This window comes from Chitinophaga rupis (genome assembly GCF_900109685.1).
Classification (GTDB): Bacteria; Bacteroidota; Bacteroidia; order Chitinophagales; family Chitinophagaceae; genus Chitinophaga; species Chitinophaga rupis.
Window position 1 is genome coordinate 820,390 of sequence record NZ_FOBB01000001.1, and the last position, 19,957, is coordinate 840,346.

The 19,957-nt window shown below is 47.3% G+C and carries 17 protein-coding genes; 10 read left to right on the plus strand and 7 right to left on the minus strand.

Annotated elements, in window-relative coordinates:
* The first annotated feature begins 209 nt into the window (after positions 1 to 209).
* Positions 210 to 1,223 (plus strand): LacI family DNA-binding transcriptional regulator, encoded by a 1,014-nt coding sequence (locus BMZ54_RS03190; RefSeq protein WP_089906693.1) that lies wholly within the window; start codon positions 210 to 212, stop codon positions 1,221 to 1,223.
* 123 nt (positions 1,224 to 1,346) lie between these two features.
* Here the strand turns inward: BMZ54_RS03190 and BMZ54_RS03195 are convergent, their stop codons facing one another.
* Together BMZ54_RS03195 and BMZ54_RS03200 are read right to left on the minus strand one after the other, a co-directional pair.
* Positions 1,347 to 2,321 (minus strand): deoxyhypusine synthase family protein, encoded by a 975-nt coding sequence (locus tag BMZ54_RS03195; RefSeq protein ID WP_089906694.1) that lies wholly within the window; start codon positions 2,319 to 2,321, stop codon positions 1,347 to 1,349.
* 129 nt (positions 2,322 to 2,450) lie between these two features.
* Complete coding sequence (locus BMZ54_RS03200; protein WP_143080890.1) at positions 2,451 to 2,909, minus strand: hypothetical protein; 459 nt, start codon at positions 2,907 to 2,909, stop codon at positions 2,451 to 2,453.
* 441 nt (positions 2,910 to 3,350) lie between these two features.
* Between BMZ54_RS03200 and BMZ54_RS03205 the strand changes: the two genes are divergently transcribed.
* From BMZ54_RS03205 to BMZ54_RS03230, 6 genes are all read left to right on the plus strand, one after another.
* On the plus strand, positions 3,351 to 3,941 hold the full coding sequence (locus BMZ54_RS03205) for an acyl carrier protein phosphodiesterase (RefSeq protein WP_089906696.1): 591 nt from the start codon (positions 3,351 to 3,353) through the stop codon (positions 3,939 to 3,941).
* A 137-nt stretch (positions 3,942 to 4,078) separates the two neighbouring features.
* On the plus strand, positions 4,079 to 4,681 hold the full coding sequence (locus BMZ54_RS03210) for a DUF2911 domain-containing protein (protein WP_238386479.1): 603 nt from the start codon (positions 4,079 to 4,081) through the stop codon (positions 4,679 to 4,681).
* Positions 4,682 to 5,008: 327 nt separating this feature from the next.
* Positions 5,009 to 6,148, plus strand: a complete 1,140-nt coding sequence (locus BMZ54_RS03215) for a cystathionine gamma-synthase (protein WP_089906697.1) — start codon at positions 5,009 to 5,011, stop codon at positions 6,146 to 6,148.
* Positions 6,149 to 6,173: 25 nt separating this feature from the next.
* On the plus strand, positions 6,174 to 6,947 hold the full coding sequence (locus BMZ54_RS03220; protein WP_089906698.1) for a TIGR02757 family protein: 774 nt from the start codon (positions 6,174 to 6,176) through the stop codon (positions 6,945 to 6,947).
* Between the two features lie 63 nt (positions 6,948 to 7,010).
* Complete coding sequence (locus BMZ54_RS03225) at positions 7,011 to 7,955, plus strand: DUF6263 family protein (RefSeq protein ID WP_143080891.1); 945 nt, start codon at positions 7,011 to 7,013, stop codon at positions 7,953 to 7,955.
* Between the two features lie 32 nt (positions 7,956 to 7,987).
* A complete protein-coding gene (locus tag BMZ54_RS03230) occupies positions 7,988 to 8,326 on the plus strand; it encodes a hypothetical protein (protein WP_089906700.1) in 339 nt (112 codons plus the stop codon).
* Between the two features lie 103 nt (positions 8,327 to 8,429).
* On the opposite strand, the gene BMZ54_RS03235 is transcribed toward BMZ54_RS03230, so the two are convergent.
* The 3 genes from BMZ54_RS03235 to BMZ54_RS03245 all read right to left on the minus strand — a co-directional run bounded on the left by BMZ54_RS03235 (position 8,430) and on the right by BMZ54_RS03245 (position 12,931).
* Positions 8,430 to 9,092: a sterol desaturase family protein gene (locus BMZ54_RS03235; protein ID WP_089906701.1), complete on the minus strand. Its 663-nt coding sequence runs from the start codon at positions 9,090 to 9,092 to the stop codon at positions 8,430 to 8,432.
* A 98-nt stretch (positions 9,093 to 9,190) separates the two neighbouring features.
* Complete coding sequence (locus BMZ54_RS03240) at positions 9,191 to 11,677, minus strand: bifunctional glycoside hydrolase family 9 protein/polysaccharide deacetylase (protein WP_089906702.1); 2,487 nt, start codon at positions 11,675 to 11,677, stop codon at positions 9,191 to 9,193.
* Positions 11,678 to 11,764: 87 nt separating this feature from the next.
* Positions 11,765 to 12,931 (minus strand): serine hydrolase, encoded by a 1,167-nt coding sequence (locus tag BMZ54_RS03245; RefSeq protein WP_238386480.1) that lies wholly within the window; start codon positions 12,929 to 12,931, stop codon positions 11,765 to 11,767.
* 138 nt (positions 12,932 to 13,069) lie between these two features.
* Here BMZ54_RS03245 and BMZ54_RS03250 point away from each other — a divergent pair, with 138 nt between their 5' ends.
* Both BMZ54_RS03250 and BMZ54_RS03255 read left to right on the plus strand, forming a co-directional pair.
* A complete protein-coding gene (locus BMZ54_RS03250; protein ID WP_089906704.1) occupies positions 13,070 to 14,086 on the plus strand; it encodes a fumarylacetoacetate hydrolase family protein in 1,017 nt (338 codons plus the stop codon).
* A gap of 187 nt (positions 14,087 to 14,273) precedes the next feature.
* Positions 14,274 to 15,155 (plus strand): flavin reductase family protein, encoded by an 882-nt coding sequence (locus BMZ54_RS03255; RefSeq protein ID WP_089906705.1) that lies wholly within the window; start codon positions 14,274 to 14,276, stop codon positions 15,153 to 15,155.
* A gap of 72 nt (positions 15,156 to 15,227) precedes the next feature.
* On the opposite strand, the gene BMZ54_RS03260 is transcribed toward BMZ54_RS03255, so the two are convergent.
* Positions 15,228 to 15,992, minus strand: a complete 765-nt coding sequence (locus tag BMZ54_RS03260; protein WP_238386481.1) for a DUF4197 domain-containing protein — start codon at positions 15,990 to 15,992, stop codon at positions 15,228 to 15,230.
* A gap of 67 nt (positions 15,993 to 16,059) precedes the next feature.
* Entirely contained in the window at positions 16,060 to 16,893 is an 834-nt protein-coding gene (locus BMZ54_RS03265; protein WP_089906706.1) for a universal stress protein, read from the minus strand.
* 196 nt (positions 16,894 to 17,089) lie between these two features.
* On the opposite strand from BMZ54_RS03265, the gene lysS reads away from it, so the two are divergent.
* Positions 17,090 to 18,598, plus strand: a complete 1,509-nt coding sequence (gene lysS / locus BMZ54_RS03270; protein WP_089906707.1) for a lysine--tRNA ligase — start codon at positions 17,090 to 17,092, stop codon at positions 18,596 to 18,598.
* Positions 18,599 to 19,957 lie beyond the last annotated feature (1,359 nt).

The window sequence follows — 19,957 nt, forward strand, 5'->3', positions numbered from 1 at the left end:
GCTCATCCCTATTGCTGTACCGTTTGTGAAATACGATGCACGTACTTAACCGGTTTTTGTTTTATTTGTGGAGTAAACTGGGGGAGCTCCGATTTTTAGGACGAACGGAAATAATTGACAGGCTGTTTGAAACACCTGCCATGTATCCATATAGAAAAACCCGTGTATAACCGGCACCGATCACTGAATATAACTATCCAACTAGGAGCATGAAGAATAAGCAGGTAACCATCAAGGACCTGGCGAGGAAGCTGCGCCTCTCCGTGTCTACCGTATCCAGGGCATTACGTAACCTGCCCGACATTAATGAAGAAACCAGGCGCAAAGTGCTGGAACTGGCGGAGGGACTGAATTATGAGCCGAACTACATTGCTCAGAGCCTTATTAATAAACAAACCCGTATCATAGGGGTGATTGTGCCGCTTATTGCTACACACTTCTTTTCCCATGCCCTTAGCGGTATGAACGAGGTAGCCAATCAATATGGCTATCACCTGATGTTTTGCCAGAGCAATGAATCCGCACACCAGGAGGCAGATGCCATACAGCAGCTGGCCAGCTGCCGTATAGACGGGTTGCTGATATCAGTATCCAAACAAACGCAGGATGCGGAGCCCTTCCTGAAGCTGCGCGAGAAAGGCATTCCCTTTATATTCTTTGACCGCGACCTGCCGCATGTATGCGCTTCCCGCGTAAAGGTGGAGCAGTATAAAACCGCATTTAAGGCCGTAGAGCATATGATACAGCAGGGATGCCGCAACATTGCGCACCTGGCCGGCCCCAAAGGATTATCTGTATCAGACGAGCGGTTGCGGGGTTATGAAGATGCCATGCAACAGCATGGCCTGCAGTACAGCGCCCGGCATATTGTGCATTGCGAAAAATTCCAGCTGAATGCGCTGGAAGCGGTAAAGGAAGTAATGCACTTACAGCCTGATGGTATTTTTACCGTTAACGATCCCTCCGGCGTAATTGCCATTAAATACCTGCAAAGCCTGGGATACCGCGTACCGCAGGATATTGCCGTAGTAGGCTTTAACGGCGACCCGGTGGCTGAGGTAATAGAACCGGCCCTGAGCACTATTGTACAACCGGGCTATGAGGTAGGGAAGGAAGCGCTGAAAATGCTGATCCGCCACATTGAAGAAAAGTTCACGGAAACAGAGGAGCTGGTGCTGGAAGGAACGCTGGAGATCCGGGGATCATCGAAGATAAAATGCTAATGTGCCGGTATGTTTTAGTGAAGGTGATGATCAAAATATGTTCAATAAAAAATGTGCTGGTGAAAAAGCAATTCCGCTTTCCTCACCAGCACATTTACATATTGGCACATCGGCACCTTAAACTTACCAGCCCAGCAGGTAGGCAAATATTAACGGCGCTACAATGGTAGCATCTGATTCAACAATAAATTTAGGCGTATTGATATCCAGCTTACCCCAGGTGATCTTTTCATTTGGCACGGCGCCGGAGTAAGAACCGTAAGAGGTAGTGGAATCAGAGATCTGGCAGAAGTAGCTCCAGAAGGGAACATCATGCCATTCCAGGTCCTGGTACATCATGGGTACCACGCAAATGGGGAAGTCGCCGGCAATACCGCCACCGATCTGGAAAAAACCTACGCCTTTACCAGCAGAGTTATTACGGTACCAGTCAGACAGCCACACCATGTACTCTATACCGCTTTTCATGGTAGCTGCTTTCAGCTCGCCCTTAATGCAGTAAGAGGCAAAGATGTTACCCATGGTACTATCTTCCCAGCCCGGTACCACAATGGGAATATTCTTTTCTGCGGCTGCCAGCATCCAGCTATGTTTGGGATCAATCTCGTAATGCTCTTTCATTACACCGCTCAGCAGCAGCTTGTACATGTATTCATGCGGGAAGTAACGTTCACCTTTGGTTTCCGCATCTTTCCATATTTTGAAAATATGTGTTTGTATACGGCGGAAAGCTTCTTCTTCCGGTATGCAGGTATCTGTAACGCGGTTAAAGCCCTTTTCCAGCAGCGCCCATTCATCCTGCGGGCTCAGGTCGCGGTAGTTAGGCACCCGTTTATAATGGGTATGCGCCACCAGGTTCATGATATCTTCCTCCAGGTTGGCGCCGGTGCAGGAAATAATATCCACTTTTCCCTGGCGTATCATTTCCGCAAAGGAAATACCTAGTTCGGCGGTGCTCATGGCGCCTGCCAGCGTTACCATCATTTTTCCACCTTCCAGCAAATGTGTTTCATATCCTTTTGCAGCATCTACCAATGCAGCAGCATTGAAGTGCCGGTAATGATGCTGAATAAACTGTGAAATGGGCCCTTTGTTCATTTTATTAAGTTACTGTTTTGTTGCAAGGGGGCAAAGTTAAGATATAGTTAGGAGAAGGGCATAAAAAAAGGTCCATAGTGCGACTATGGACCTGCAAAACAACACAACAGCTTATAGAATGGCTGACGACTACGCTTTTTTCAAACGCTGGTACACGCTTAACTGACCGTTACTGTCAGACTTCACTACCATCCAGGTGGTTTCAGCTTCCAGCGTAATGTAGTAAGTGGTGGTGTTACCGGCATCCAGCTCTACGGTAGAGCGGATCTCATGTGAAGGGTAACGTTTCTTTACTTTGGTTACCACTGCCAGGGGCAGCTGTTCTTCCGTAATATAACGGCGGGTAGAAAGTAAATTGCCATCTGCATCAAAGTATGCGGAAACCTGGGTTTCACCTACCAGGAACTTGGCGGTAAAAACCTTCTGGTCATCTGTGTACCAACGTACATGGGTGGCAGTGGCAAAAGATTGGCTTAATGCTGTTTTCAGGCGGGCGGTAGCTTCTGTCTCGGTGACATGGGCAGCCCAGGCTGTGTGCCCGCACATTAAGGCGGCAGCTACACATAGTGTTAAAAACATTTTCTTCATGGCGGAAGTTTTTTAGTTTTTTAGGGTTGAATTTTTTTGTGTTTGTTTATTTATGAATCAAAGGTACAGTGGCTTTATACGTGCAACAACCCAATAGTTGCTAATGGTATAGCTTGAATAGTTTGTAAAAACACCTGTTGCAACACTTAGGCTATAAATACATTTTTTTTTCGTATGAGGCGGCCGCTGCAAAGCGTTTGCAGGCAAAGAACGAATGTTGCACCTGCCGAAGTTAAGCTTTTGTTAAAGTGGAAGAGTGATGATGTACGGTAATTTAAAAAACTGCGCAGTAAAAATGCAATGCATTGCAGACGGTGATTAGCTTACAGCCCGGCACTGGTAAGGGTTAGGATGAATGGCCCTTCTGGCAGATGAACGGAAACAGACCTGCGCATGGCTTAGATGCCTGCATATCCGCACATCATTTCGTAAATTACAACGATGAATTTTCTTGCGCATGCATACCTATCCTTCAACAATCCGTCAATTATAATCGGCAACATGATTGCCGACTTTGTAAAAGGCAAACAGATCCTGCAACATACGCCGGCCGTACAGGAAGGCATCCGCATACACCGCGCTATAGATACTTTCACAGACCAGCATGCGCTTACCAAAGAAGGCCGGGAGCTTTTTAAACCCTCCTGCGGCCTGTATGGCGCTGTATTTATGGATATTGTGTACGATCATTTCCTGGCCAGGGACCTGCAACGCTTTACAGACGTGCAGCTGGAACAGTTTGCCCAATCCATATATACCCTGCTGGAAAACAATGCTGATAGCCTGCCCCCCGTATTTTTACAGGTATTCCATTATATGCGCACACAAAACTGGTTATACAATTACCGGCTTACAGACGGTATTTACCGCACCTTCAGCGGTATTACACGCCGGGCGCGTTACCTGGAGGTGCCGGCAAGTGTACCCTTTGCCGTATTTGAAGAACATTACAATGTGCTGGAAAACTGTTACCAGGGCTTTTTTCCGGAGCTGGAAGTATTTGTAAAGGAAAAACTGGCGCTTTTACCTTAAACAGGCCGCTTACCCCTTTCTTTTACCGCTTTACCTTTTACCTGCCCCCTTAAGCGGCTGAAACGCTGCATTTTCACCTTTTTTACTAAGTTTGGCCCCTGGAACCATAATTTACCATCAAAAATTTACAGCCAACAATGAAGCAAGCGTTCTTTTTTGCCATGATGATGTTATTATCCGCAGCCGGCCTGCAAACTGCCACAGCCCAGGATAAGAAATTACCCCCACCCGATGCCAGTCCTATGGACATGGCCTACTATCCGCCCGTATATCCGTACCTGGTAAAGGTAAAAGGCGAGTCCGGCTCACTGGTAGCCCGCGTTATTTACAGCCGCCCGCAGAAAAAAGGCAGAAAGATCTTCGGAGAGCTGGAAGAATACGGGAAAGTATGGCGCCTGGGCGCTAATGAAGCTACGGAAGTAGAATTCTTTATTCCCGTTGTTATTGGCGGTAAAAGCATTCCCAAAGGACGTTATACCATGTATGCTATTCCGCAGGAAGATAAATGGACCATTATCCTGAACCGCGAAACCGATATCTGGGGAGCGTATAAGTATGATGCGGCCAAAGATGTTGTGAGAACCACCTTACCGGTAACAACACTTACCACCCCGGTAGAATTTTTTACCATGGCCTTTGAGAAGGCAGATGCAGGGGCTAACCTGCTGATGGCCTGGGATGATGTTATGATCACCCTGCCGGTGAAGTTTAGTGAAAAGAGCGGTGTAAAGAAGAAATAGGTAAAAAAATAAAGGGCGGTAAGAATACCGCCCTTGTAATAATTTTAACCATATCCTATGAAAAACCTAGATCAAAAGTACACGGAATGGCTACACGGGATTTCCCGGTTTTGGCGAACGTAGTAAAAAAGGTCGTGAGTGTAATAAATTCTCCCGTATTAGTATCGTAACCCCCAAATTCCGACAAACATCCTATTGCATAAAACGTATTTCTACGTATAGCCATTACCGCGTAAAAACCCTTGTTAACCTTATAATCTACGCTATTTTAGTACCTTTGGGCATAACTTATGTAAATAAATAACTTATTATAAAATAATTGAAGACATGAAGCTGGGAACAAAGCTCATACATGCCGGTGTAGCACCAGACCCCTCTACCGGGGCAATAATGACCCCTATTTACCAAACCTCTACCTACGTACAAAGCGCGCCCGGCCATCATAAAGGCTATGAGTATGCCCGTACCCAAAACCCCACCCGCGACGCGCTGCAGGATGCCCTGGCAGCTATTGAAAATGGTACACATGGCATTAGCTTTGGCAGTGGGCTGGCCGCTACGGATGCCGTGATCAAGCTGCTGAACCCCGGTGATGAAGTGATCGTTTCCAGTGACCTTTACGGCGGCACCTACCGCATTTTTACCAAAGTGTTTGCACGTTATGGCGTAAAGTTCCATTTCATTGGTATGCAGGATGCGCAAAACATCCGCAATTACGTGAACGCGCAAACGAAAATGATATGGATAGAAACACCTACGAACCCGCTCATGAACATTATTGATATAGCTGCCTGTGCACAGATAGCACAGGAGCATCAATTGTTGCTGAGCGTGGATAATACCTTTGCATCTCCTTACCTCCAGAACCCGTTGGACCTGGGCGCTCATATAGTAGTGCATTCCGCTACCAAATACCTGGGCGGCCATAGCGATGTAGTGCATGGAGCCGTAATCGTGAAAGACGAAGCGCTGGCGCAACAGCTGTATTTTTTTCAGAACAGCTGCGGCGCTGTACCCGGCCCGCAAGACTGTTTCCTGGTGCTGCGCGGTCTTAAAACCCTGCATGTACGCATGCAGCGCCACTGCGAGAATGGCGCAACCGTAGCCCGTTTCCTGCGGGAACATCCCAAAGTAGGAAAAGTGTTCTGGTGTGGTTTTGAAGACCACCCGAACCATGACATTGCCAAAAAGCAAATGCGTGGTTTTGGCGGCATGATGTCGTTCACCTTAAAGAACGACAGTATGGATGCTGCGCTGAAGGTGCTGAGCAGCACCCACCTGTTTTCCCTGGCAGAATCGCTGGGCGGGGTGGAATCGCTGATCGGGCACCCGGCAACCATGACGCATGCCTCCATCCCCCGGGAAGAGCGTATGAAGAATGGACTGGTGGATTCACTGATACGGTTAAGTGTGGGTATTGAAGATGCTGATGATCTGCTGGCAGATCTGGATAAAGCCATCGCCTGATTTTTCCTATAACCGATGCTATGCTATGAATGTCCGTGAATTGAAGAGTTACCTCGATGCCAAAGCGGCATACTATGATCATCCTGACTTTATTGCGAATGATCCGGTGTGCATACCACACCGTTTCAGCAAGCTGCAGGATATTGAGATTGCCGGGTTGTTTGCTGCGGTACTGGCCTGGGGCAACCGTACCACCATTATCAGCAAATGCACGGAGCTACTGGCATTAATGGATAATGCGCCGTACGATTACCTGTTACACCATAAACCCCAGGAGCGGCTGCAGCTGATGCAATTTTGCCACCGGACCTTTAATGGCCTGGACCTGCTGTATTTTGTCGAGTTCCTGCAGCATTACTATACTAATGTTACCTCCCTGGAATTTGCCTTTAGCGGGCATATTACCCCGGAGGATGAAACGGTGGAAAAAGCGCTGATAGGCTTCCGGCGCATCTTTTTTGCGCTGGAGCATCCCGAGCGTACCGGCAAACACATCTCGACCCCTGAAAAAAATTCAGCCTGCAAGCGGCTGAACATGTACCTGCGGTGGATGGTGCGGCAGGATAAAAATGGCGTGGATTTTGGTTTATGGAAACACATAAAACCCAGCCAGCTGGTATGCCCGGTGGATGTGCATGTGGCCCGGGTGGCTACCCGCCTGGGGCTGATCAGTGAAGCCAAGGCTACCTGGAAAACCGCGCTGGAGCTTACCGCCCGGCTGCGGGCCATGGACCCGGAAGATCCCGCAAAATATGATTTTGCATTATTTGGCCTGGGGGTAATAGAAAAATATGTTTAAGCGGCGCAACGTTAAATAAAAGAGCTGCATTGCTTTTGTGGCTATTCTAAATAATATTTGCAGATGAAAAGGATTTTAGGTTTGATCACGATGGCAGCAGTATATGTGTTACCAGCCGCCGCACAGGAGAGCTACACAGAGCTGAATTATAAATTCCAGAAAGGCCAGCAGTTTGAGCTGAAACAGGAAAGCCGCAGTGAAACCTATACCACGGTAAATGATGTGGTACAACGTGTAACCCGTGATTTTAACAATACCATTGCCATAGAAGTAACGGAACTAAACCCCGGCCGTACATTATTAACCTTCCGCTACAAAGAGCTGAAATTTAACTTCAACAGCAGGAACCAGAATATTTTTGTAGATGCCAAAACGCCCAATGATAAAGAACCTTTCCAGGGCGCGCTAAGTAATATACTGGACCATCCCTTTACGGTAGAGATCCAAACCACCGGTAGCATTAACAGTGTGAACGGGCTGGATAACCTGCTGGATAGCGCTTCCACTGCCTTTTCCAGCCTGAAGAAAGATGAGCAGGACGCCTATAAAAAGCTGATGAAAGACCAGTTTGGCACCAACGCCTTCCGCTCTTGGCTGGAGCAGCTGCTGGTGATATACCCTGTACATGGCATTAAAACCGGTACCCAGTGGGAAGAAAGCGTGCCTTTGCGCACGGGGCTCATAGGCCGTATGGACCTGTACTGGAACCTGCAAACCTGGGACAGCCAAACCGCCAAGATCAATGCTACGGGTAAGGTAAAAACCAATAAGCTGGAACAATTCACCATTGAAGACGGGATACAGGCCACCGCTGAAATTGAAGGTACCATGCAAAGTAATTACCTGATAGACCAAAGCACGGGTATGCCCAGCATTTGCGTACAGAATACGGAAATGAACGGTAACTACACTTATAAAGCCAACAAAGCAAAGCGCCTGAAGAACGATCTGAAAGTACCGGTAAAGGTGATCACCAACGCATCTTATAAGATCAAACAGATGAAATAAGCCTGTTTTTATAAACCATCATACATACTGCCATGACGCTTGTTCCTGAACCATACCTGCAGGCCACGGCCCGGGAGCTGGGCGACACTATGGAACTTCGTTTGCCGGACACCGTTAGTTACGAACAGCTGGAAGAACTGCTGGCCCAAAGGGTGGAAGTGCTCATTAGCCATCACTTTGAGCAATTTGTTTTTTTACTGTACCGTATTGACGTACCGGAAAACCAGATCCGTATTATACTGGATAATGATGCCGGCGCAGGGGCCTATCGCAAAATTGCCGCCCTGTTAATAGAGCGGCAGCTGCAAAAAATTAAAAGCCGGGAAATATATAAGACCAATCCTCCGGAGAATGAGGAGGAACGATGGTAATAGTCAATTACGAATTATTCAATTACGAATTATGAATGGATTGAGGCGATTGGAGGCCGTATGTTGTTTAATTTTTAATAAGCAAATTCGAAATTCGTAATTCCTATTTATCAAATATCAGCTCTCTCACCTTTACCTTATCTTCCTTTTCTGTTTTAAGATCAAAGCTGGTGCTGAAGATCTTGTCCCATATAGAGGTACTTACACCAAAACCTTTATCATCGCTTTTGTAATGATGCAGGTGATGGTTACGCCATACGGGCTTCATGAACTTAAACGGCGGGTTCCATGCATGAATAGCGTAGTGCATGCTGCCGTAGATCAGGTAGCCCAGTATAAAACCCGGGAAGAACATAAACGTATACTCCCGCAGGAAAAAATACTGTATGGCAAAGATGACAGAAGCTAATATTAAGCTGGGGACCGGCGGCATGAACAAACGTTGTTTGTCACGCGGGTATTCATGATGGTTACCATGCATTACATATACCACCCGCCGTACTTTGGGATTGTCACTGGCAAAGTGGAAAATAAACCGGTGCATAATGTATTCAAAAAAAGACCAGAGGAACATAGCACCTAAAAACACCAATATTATCCTGCCTATGCTAAAATCTAATGCCTGGTTGCTGTAATAAAGCATGTAACCAATAATGGGAATATACATGCCCCAGATAATCAACGGATGCGTTTTGGTGAGCATCTCCAGGTACTTACTTTCAAACAATCTGGCCTGTCCTTTATTCTTTATCTTTTCGAACTTCATAGACCCTGGGTTTTGTGCAAAATTACGTCAAAATGTAAATAAACAATGTCCGTTGGCTTACGTAGAATGTTCACATATAACACCTTATCATGTACATACTACGGTTGTAACAAGGTGGGTACTGTAACCATTTTATAATTTTTTTGCTGCAAATAGGTCAGCAAATGATCCAGCTCATCCCAACACTTTTCTGTACGCCGGGGATCTGTGCCTGCATGCATCAATAACAGAAAACCATTCAATCCTGCCGGGTGTTGCTGTTCGTAATCTTTAATAGACTGCAGGATGGTGGCGCAGCTCCGGTATTGCTTACCCAGTTGGGGCCAGGTATAATCTGCATGGCTTAAGGTACCCGGTGTATAATTTACTAATTGCACCTGCAAAAGTTGTGCCCAGGACGCTATTGTGTCATTATACCATTCATATGGTGGTAAAAACCAGGCTGCATTTTTTTGCGGAATGCCCTGTTTGGCCATGGCTTGATAACATTGCAGCAGGTCTGCATTAAACTGTTGTTGATTAACAAGCAAGCTATCCCTTTTGTTCCAGTCGCAGTATAACAGGTGCTGATCGGAGTGCGGGCCTAAATAATAGCCCTTGCGCTTCAGCTGCTGTATAAGCGCAGCATGTGCAGGGTTGCGGTAAAAGCGGCCGGTAAAAAAGAACGATGCGGGTATGTTATGTTCCTGTAAAATTTTTGTGATCACGGGGCCGCCATCCGCAAACTCATCGGCACTAAATACCAGGGCAATTTTCCGCTGGGTACTATCTCCACGAATAATGGCGCCATGGCTATACGTAACAGAACGGGGCTTTTGTTGTGATGCCTCAAATTGCTGTGCCGCCAGCAGGTATACCAGGCTGGCGGTACCATCCATGGTAGGCTCGTTAGTGGAGTAATCGCCAAAGTCATCATGATATACGGCTAGGTCAGACTGAAAAGGCGCATATTCATCACCGTTATGCAGCTGTATACCTATCAGGTTTTTGTAAATACTGCCGTACACCGGCCCATCCACCAAACCGCCGCTTACCGGGTAGTGATACAGGTGGCTGAAAGAACTATGCGGGTCTTCAGGGTAATCACCATTTACAGGTAAGCCTGCTACCATGGCAGTACCCCAGGGGTTGCAGCCAAACAGCCAGTCAATACACGCCTGCTCCAGCTGCTGGTAACGGGTATCTTTTGTGAGCTGCCGGTAGCGGTTACATTGTATAGCAAAGCTAACGGTGAGGTTGTTGGAACACCAGATAAAAGGAATACCCCGGTAAAAAGCATTGTGCTGTGCTTTGGCCCATACGGCCTGTATGCCCTGGCGGTAATAATTCATGGCCGTTTTTTGCAAAGCAGGGGTTTGTGTGGCCAGCTCATAATGCCCAAAGTTGTGAAACGGGTACCATTGGTAATGCCGGGCGGTATCAGCACCCATCCAGGGGGTAAGGGGCTGTTGTTGGGCCCATGCCAGCGCCTGCCTGGTAAGCGCCTGCCGGTGCGATAATTTACCCAGCATAGCAGCGCCCAGCTCCATATCATCCATCCAGTTATCCTCCTCATAAAAATAAGGCGCGCCGCAGGGCGCCGTTTGGCATACGCCGGGGTGGGTCGCGCCCAGCGCATAGGCAGTTGCAGCCTTGTGCTGTAACAGGGCGGTATACACGCTATCTGTCCCCTGGTATACCATTGCGCCCAATGCAAAGGCGCTGGCAAATTTACCGGCCGTAGAGGCCAGGCCGGTGCTGCGGTTCTTATATTGTTTAAGCCCCTGCGGCTGGCCGGTACAAAAATATACCGGGCGTTCCAGCCCCTGCCCGTAGCCGGCAGTATCCTGCGTGGGCAGGCGCATACCACGGTGGTCACGGTCGTCGGCTATCTGGTTAAACAGCTGGTCATCTGCCGGGTGCATTTTTAACAGCCAGTCCAGGCCCCAGCGGGCCTCGTCCAGCACATCAGCTACGCCATTGCTGCCCCCGATGCCATTGGCCGCGCAGGTATCGCCAAACACAGGTTTAAAATCACGCCAGGCAGCCAGCAGGTGATAGGTAGCATTGGCCGATGTGGTTACGTATTGCAGGTAATCACTGGCATCATGCCAGCCACCGGCGGCATTGATGTGCGTACCATCCGGCATGGGGCCGTACACGGTAAACCCATCGTGCGTGTGGCAGGAATCTTTAAGGTAAGGGTTGTAGCCGCTGCGCTGCTGCCGCATATATTGCAAGCAAAAATCGGCAGTGCCGTTATACACGTCCGGGCCTATACGGAAAGCAGGAGAGCGGGCCTCCCCGCAGGCCAGGTAATAAGTACCGGGTTGCTTAAACGCAGTGAAGTTCAGCCGCCGCGTATGTGTGAATGGGCCGTACGCACCAAAATCTGCGCTGCTGCTGCCTTTCCAGACTGGCTGGTTGGTGGCGGCATCATGCAAAGTAAATGCATTCGCCTGCGCAGGCGCTTTGGCGCACCACACGGCTACTTTACTGCCCTGCGGCGTATAGCCCAGCTGGTTAATCCTGATCCAGGCGGTAGTGCTGTCTTTCCCCGTTACAGTAAAAGGCAGCAGCAAAAACAATAAGTAAACTAAACGCATGTTATAATCAATGATGTACAATAGATGCACACGGCGGCGCTGTGCCGCATTTGCTATCAGTATCCGTAATATAGTTCCCGGGTAATGTTACCGGACGTTTGCAAATTTTTTCAGATCGGGGATGTAAGCGCGTTTCCGTTCCAGCTCATATTGATAAATTATATTCCCGATCTCTTTAAAGAAAGGATATCCTTCTGTTTCATACTCATACCGGTCGTCATTCAATATGCCATCCCGGTTCACATACACCGTGCCGGTGAGCATGAATTCTACCTGGTTCTTAAAGTCCACAATATAGGCTGCATCTGTTAAAAAGCCGAATGCCCAGCCGGTTTTATTGAACACACGGATGTTAGGCGGTATTTTTCCCTGGTGGGCTTTGAACATGAAGAATTTGGTAAAGCTGTCAAAGTACTCCAGGGTATCATATTTCGGAAAGTCAGACTCCCGGGGCAGGGCAGACATGTAATGATACAGGAAATGATAATCTTTTTTGGTGAGCTTAAACCGCTGCGCTTTGGGTACAGATCCCGGGAATAGCACCGATTGCATCATATGCTGTATATCTTCCAGCGGAAAGTTATTTTGCTTGGTAAAATTAAAAGGTGCGTGAATAAGGCTATCCTTGCGGTCCATATGCGCATTGCCCAGTAAGATGGTTTTGCTGAAATCAAAGGGCAGGGCGCAATACGCGGCCGGCTGTGCATATACAAGCTTATTATCCTTTACAAAACGAATGGCGTTGGTATGGCGGTTACCTTCCTCATCCAGCGGCATAAAACGGCGCACAATGCGTACCTCCGGGTAACCTTTGGCCCACAGGTTTTCATGAATGGTTTGCTGGCCCACAAACTCATACAAACGGTTATAGGCATTATTATCACTTACCAGGAAGATCTTTTTTATATAATGGGCAATGGAGGGCAGCCCGTTCTGCGCCGTAGCATCTGTATACACTTTTACCTGGCCGGGGTAGCTGCTGTCCGTAAGCATGGTGGTATACATGTTCAGCCCCCGTTTATGCAACGCATGCAATTTTTCCAGCGACAGCAGGGCAATGGGTAATTTTACGGTAGATGCCGGGTTAAAATAATTATCTGCGCTTACATTGAAGTAATAATGCTTAAAATGCGGACGGTTATGCCGGTCGCGGTCTATCTGGGTATATATCAGCTGGTAACGGAAAGAATCCGGGTATTGCAGGATGTGCTGCAGCATTGGCGAAGCATGCCGGCGTATAAGTGCTTCCAGCAAACTATCTGATTTTGGTTGTGCCCATGCTGACAGAAATAAAAACGTGGCAATAAGGGTGAGCGAAATACGCGTCATATGTTCAAAAATAAAAAATAATATATTTGGCTGACATACTGCCAAAACAAAAAATTTATCTTGATGAAGCTTGTTACTTACTTAAGGGATGAAACCGACCAACTGGCTATATTGGTTAACGGATTATTGTACAACACCCAGGACCTGCACCCTGACCTGCCTAACAACATGCAAATGTTCCTGCTGATGTGGGAAGAGGTGATAGACCTTGCCCTGCATGCAGATGCACAGCTGAAAAGCGGGCAAAATAAAAGCAGCGCCATAGGCATACCCTATGAAAGCGTACAGGTGTTGGCGCCGGTGCCTTTCCCTACCTCCTGCCGCGATGGTTATGCCTTTCGCCAGCACGTAGCCGCTGCACGCCGCAACCGCAAGGTGGAGATGATCCCGGAATTTGACCAATATCCCATTTTTTACTTTACCAACCACAATGCTATCCAGGGCCCGGGCAATGTACACTGCATGCCGGACCATTTTAATAAGCTGGATTTTGAGCTGGAAGTAGCTATAGTGATCTGTAAACCAGGCCGTAATATTACGGCTGCCGAAGCAGATGATTACATTGGCGGTTACATGATCATGAACGATATGAGCGCCCGCACCCTGCAGGCGGAGGAAATGAAGCTTAACCTGGGCCCCGCCAAGGGCAAGGATTTCAGCACTGCTATAGGTCCTATGCTGGTAACGGCCGATGAGCTGGAACCTTTTAAGGCGCCCACCAAAGAAGGCCATACGGGCAATAACTACGCGCTTAAAATGACCTGCAAGGTAAATGGCGTACAGGTAAGTGAGGGCAGCATGGGCGATATGGACTGGACCTTTGCAGAGATCATTGAACGCTGCGCCTATGGTGTGAACCTGTTGCCCGGTGATATTATTGGCAGCGGCACTGTAGGCACCGGCTGTTTCCTGGAGCTTAACGGTACCGGCAAGCTGCAGAATCCTAACTATCCCGAACAATGGCTGCAACCCGGCGATGTGGTGGAAATGGAGGTAGAAGGCCTGGGCGTGCTAAAGAACACCATGGTGGAGGAGGATTCGGAGTTTTCAATACTGCAACTGAAGAAGAACATCAAATAATTAATTACGAATTATTCAATTACGAATTACGAATTGGGTATTAGTTCATTATCATTTATTGATCATGGAATGTACATGTAGGTAAATGACATAGTTAACATTTCATAAATGGACATTTACATACCATGAGCTGCTGCCTTAATGAATACACGCCCAATTCGTAATTCGTAATTCCCAATTCTAACACATGCTTTCCATTACTCCCGGGCAAATAAAAACAGGAGAGCTGCATGCTTACCTGTTAGGGGCTGTGGCGCCCCGCCCTATTTGTTTTGCCAGCACCGTAAATGAAGCAGGGCTGCCTAACCTGTCGCCCTTTAGCTTTTTCAATGTATTCGGCAGCAACCCGCCTACGCTGATCTTTTCTCCCAGCCGCCGCGTGCGCGATAATACCATTAAGCATACCCTGGAAAATATCTATGCTACCAAAGAAGTGGTTATTAACGTGGTGAACTACGCCATGGTGCAGCAAATGTCGCTTTCCAGCTGTGAGTACCCGCATGGGGTAAATGAGTTTGAAAAATCCGGCTTTACCGGCCTGCCTTCTGAAAAGGTAAAACCCCTGCGTGTGCAGGAAAGCCCGGTACAGCTGGAGTGCGTGGTACGGGAAGTGATTGCCACCGGTGAAAAGGGCGGCGCCGGTAACCTGGTGATCTGCGAGCCGGTGCTCATTCACATAAATGAAAATATTTTGAATGCCCATGGGCAGATAGACCCTCACAAAATAGACCTGGTGGCCCGCATGGGCGCTGATTATTATTGCCGCGCCTCCGGCCCCGCGGTGTTTGAAGTGGCCAAACCCAACACGCAGCTGGGCATTGGCGTAGATGCGTTACCGTTTGCCATCCGCAACAGCCGTATTTTAACCGGTAATCATTTGGGCCTGCTGGCCAATGTGCATGAAATGCCGGTAATAGACCCTTCTTTTGAGGATACCCGGTTAAAAAATATTATACAGTATTACAGTATTACGCCGGAGGAAATGGGGCAAGAGTTACACCGGTATGCGCAGCAGCTGCTGGATGAGGGAAAGGTGCGGGAAGCGTGGCAGGTGTTGTTAACGGAGTAAGAAATCAGTAATTAAGAATTAATAATTAAGGCGTACTGCTTAATTATTAATTCTTAATTATTACTTATTAATTTATTTAGAGAAAACCTTCTTCAACAGGTCCGTAGTACGGGCTGCAGGGTTCTGGCGGATGTTCTCTTCTTCTTTGCTGATGCGGTCAAACAGGGCCGTTACCGCGCGGGCGGTTACATACTGCTGCAGGTCCGGGTTTACCTTGTTGATGGTAGTAGGCAGCTTGTTATAGGTATTTACAATATCTGTATAATACTTGGTGGCGCTGGTGCTATCCAATGCACCTTTTACAGAAGGAGCAAAAGCGGCTGTTAACTGATCCGTTGTTTTGCTTTTGAAATAATCTGTTACAGAATTATTACCACCGGTTACCAGCTTCAGGGCATCGGTTACCGTCATTTGTTTAATAGCATCTGTGAAGATGGGCGCTGCGTGGCTTACCGCGCCTTCTGCTGCACGGTTAATTTGCAGAATGGCTTTATCTACCTGGCTGCCCAGGCCTATACTGCGTAATGTTTTTTCGATCTTTACCGCATCTTCCGGCAGGAACATCTTATAGGCTTCGTTACCAAAAAATCCGTCTTTTTTACTCAGCATGGCAATACCGGAGCTTACACCTTTGGCCAGTGCTTCCTTAATACCAGCGCCGGCTTCCGACTCCGTTACATTGGTGGCGGTGTTACCACTACTCTGGCTGGTGGAGGTGGAGGTACCACTGTTCAGCGCTTTATTTAATTTTTTCAGTAGCTGTGCCTGGCTTACCTGTAAAGCAAAGAATGCAGGCAGCAGGAAAACAATCCCTTTCTTCATAATGTTGCGGTTCATATATTAAAATTAATCAAATTAATTAAAGTGCAAGTCCTCAGGGTAAATCTTAACTTTCTTTAACACTTTATTCATGAATGGCCAGCAGGGGTATGTGGCTGTGAAAAGCCAGCTGCGTGGTACGGCTGCGTTTAAAAATGTTCTCAAAAAAGCCATGTTTGCGGGGAATTACGAGGATCAGGTCTGCCTGTTCCTTTTCCGCAAAGTCCATGATACCCTGCACTACATCGGTGCTGTCCACAAAATGGAACTGCGGGTTATATCCTTCCAGCAGGGTATCCAGCAGCAGGGTTTCATAAGGCGTATCGGGATTAAAGTGTTTATTATCGTGGTCAATATTCAGCACATGCAGCTCCGGCTTAAAGGTATCCAGCAGCTTTTTCAGCGGCGCGATGGGTGTGTGCGCTACTATCTTGCGGAAATCGGCCGCAAATACCACTTTTCGGATGGCGGTGAACCGGGCGTCTGATGGTACTACAATTACGGGGCAGCTGGTATGTTTCAGCACATCTACGGCGTTGGAGCCAATCAGCATTTCCTCCAGCTGACTGCCGCCGGTAATGCCCATCACTACCAGGTCGGCCTGCTCCTGTTTGCACATCTGGTCTATATTGGCAGGCAGCAGGTGGTTCTCTGCCCGGGGCTCCAGCTGCACATTTTCCGGCAGCAGGGGGCTAAGCTCCCGGATCATTTTTTCCAGGCCTTCCAGGCTGGCGGCCCGCAGCTCGTCGGAATTTACCATGGGTACAGTGGTAGGTATATCCGGGATGGGTACTATCAGCTCATAGGCATGGTACAGCACAATGCGTGCGGTTTGCAGCTGCCGGGCCAGTCCCAGCGCATAACGGGCGGCGTTATAGGCCGCTTCGGAAAAATCAGTGGGAACTAAGATCGTTTTCATTCTGCAAGATTTTTGATGTGAGGAAGGAACATTTATATAGAGAAAATTTGGTGCCAAATGATGCTGACCACGGTTTACAACCCTTCCGCAGCAGCGGAACCAGCGGCTTGTAAACGGCAGGTGGCCGCCCCACGGACCATTCAGCTATGCACTCTGAACTATTACCCTTATTTTTGCACTCCATTTTGAGTAATACATGACACAATTATCTGAGCAAGAGATCATACGCCGGGAAAAATTGCAGGAGCTGCAGAAATTAGGCATTGATGCCTACCCGGCCCCGCAATACCCCGTAAACGACACTTCCGTTAATATTAAAGCCCATTATTCGGAAGCTACCAAAGAGCAGTTCCAGGAAGTATGCCTGGCCGGCCGCATCATGAGCATCCGCGACATGGGTAAGGCCTGCTTTGCTGTAATACAGGACAATGTAGGCCGTATTCAGGCCTATATACGCCGCGACGATATTTGCCCCGGCGAGGACAAAACCCTGTATGATACGGTTTGGAAAAAGCTGGTGGATATCGGCGATATTATTGGCATTAAAGGCTATGCCTTTATTACCAAAACCGGCGAAACCTCTGTACACGCAAAGGAAATTACCATATTATCCAAAGCCCTGCGCCCTCTGCCGGTGGTAAAGTCAAAAGAGGGTGAAGTATTTGATGAAGTAACTGACCCGGAGTTTAAATACCGGCAGCGGTATGCTGATATGATTATCAATCCGCAGATAAAGGATGTGTTCACCAAGCGGACCAAGATCCTGCAAACCATCCGGGAATTTTATAATGCCCTGGGTTACCTGGAGGTAGAAACCCCCATTCTGCAGCCCATTCCCGGTGGCGCTACTGCACGGCCCTTTGTTACGCACCATAATGCGCTGGATATGCCTTTATATATGCGCATAGCCAATGAGCTGTACCTGAAGCGCCTGATCGTAGGCGGTTTTGAGGGCGTATATGAGTTTGCAAAGGACTTCCGCAATGAAGGTATGGACCGTACCCATAACCCGGAATTCACGGTAATGGAAATGTACGCTGCCTACAAGGATTATAACTGGATGATGGAAACCACGGAGGCCCTGCTGGAAAAAATAGCCCTGGCCCTGCATGGCACTACAGAGGTACCGGTAGGCAACCAGGTGATCAATTTTAAAGCGCCTTTCCGCCGCGTAACTATGTACGATGCTATTAAAGAGCATACAGGCATAGACATTACCGGTATGGATGAAACCCAGCTGCGCGAGGTATGCAAACAGCTTGGTATTCCCGTTGCCCCTAATATTGGTAAGGGCAAGCTGGTAGATGAGATCTTTGGCGAAAAATGCGAGGAGCATTACGTACAACCTACCTTTATTATTGATTACCCCGTGGAAATGAGCCCGCTTACCAAAAAGCACCGCAGTAAAGAAGGACTGGTAGAGCGTTTTGAGCTGATGGTAAATGGTAAGGAAATTGCCAATGCCTATACAGAGCTGAATGATCCGCTGGACCAGCGCCAGCGTTTTGAAGAGCAGGTGCAGCTGATGGAGCGTGGAGATGATGAGGCCATGTATATTGATGCAGACTTCCTGCGGGCCCTGGAATACGGTATGCCGCCTACTTCGGGTATTGGTATTGGTATTGACCGTTTGACCATGCTGATGACCAACCAGCCTTCTATCCAGGATGTGCTGTTCTTTCCGCAAATGAAACCGGAAAAATAAGTTGACAGTCGTTAGTTGGCAGTTTGCAGTTAACGCAATCAACTGCCCACTGCCGGCTGCTGACTACCAACTAAAAAGGGGATGTAAGACTACATCCCCTTTTACTTTTTTTGACCATATCCTATGAAAACCAATTCAAAATTAATGTTCCGGCACATACATTCGTATTATAGTTATTAATCGCTGGCAATCTTTTAACAGATGGTAGTATTTAGCCAATAGCTGGTAATTGGCTGCGTGTATTCCGCATGCAAACCTGCGGAAAAGGGAAAGTCCCGCGTACCAATGGCAGGCGGGACTTTTGCATTATTATGAGATGGAAAAATCGTGATTAGTTCGGTAAGGTTCTAAAAAAAGAAACGGGGCTGCAAGACTACAGCCCCGAAAAATTTTAACCATATCTTTATTGAAAAACCTGAAACAAAGATCATATTTATTTAATTATCACCACCCCCAACCTAGTGAATGCTATATTTTTCTTGGGGAACGTGTCGTTTATGCAGATAAACGCAGGCCCATTTCAGCAGGGGCTTGATAAGTTGTAAGAATGAAAAGAATGTAGATGCTGATATTCAATAAATTATAAAAACCGGATACATGTCTCATTCCGGACACAACGCAAAGGTTTTTCCGGGAAATACCGGTAAAAGGAGTTAAAAGCAAAAAGCGCTTTTTACAGCGCTTTCTAAAAAGAAAAAGGGTGGTAAGAATACCGCCCTTGTAATAATTTTAACCATATCCTATGAAAAACCTAGATCAAAGATATATTAGCGTATATAGGTTTTTCTTTCATTTCCGTGAACGATGCAATTTAGTTCGTGAAGATGAAAGATTGGGAATTAAGCTGTTGCATTAAGAAAAATCTTATATTAATTGAAAAAATTAATTTTATATTTTCTTAATGCAGATAGCGCTGTTAATGAAATAGCTGCAAATTATGCCTCTCATATTAGTATATAGTTTATTTAGAAGGGCATTTATCGTGTCCTAAATGAACGTTGCAATTTTGGAGTTAAACGTAGTATAAACATCCGGTTGCCGTAAACTTGCTTTGTTCACAGCTCCTAAGACAGCTATCATAACATACCCGTTGTAGCCAGCCTCACCAATGAATACTATTGCCAGCAGGGGATCTTATCATTCAGCAATATTTTTATCTGTGCTATTGATCTTGTTTCAGGCGCTGTAGCCAGCCACCTTACCTGGCAGGTTTCCTTTATTAATCATAGCAGCTGATGCTGATTTTGCCCTGGGCAGACCGGACTATTTAACGGGACTGGCCTTTCCCAATCATAAGCTGGTTTACCAGCCTCGCCTCAATTTGTTCATGAAATATTACCCAACTGCCAAAAGCAATAC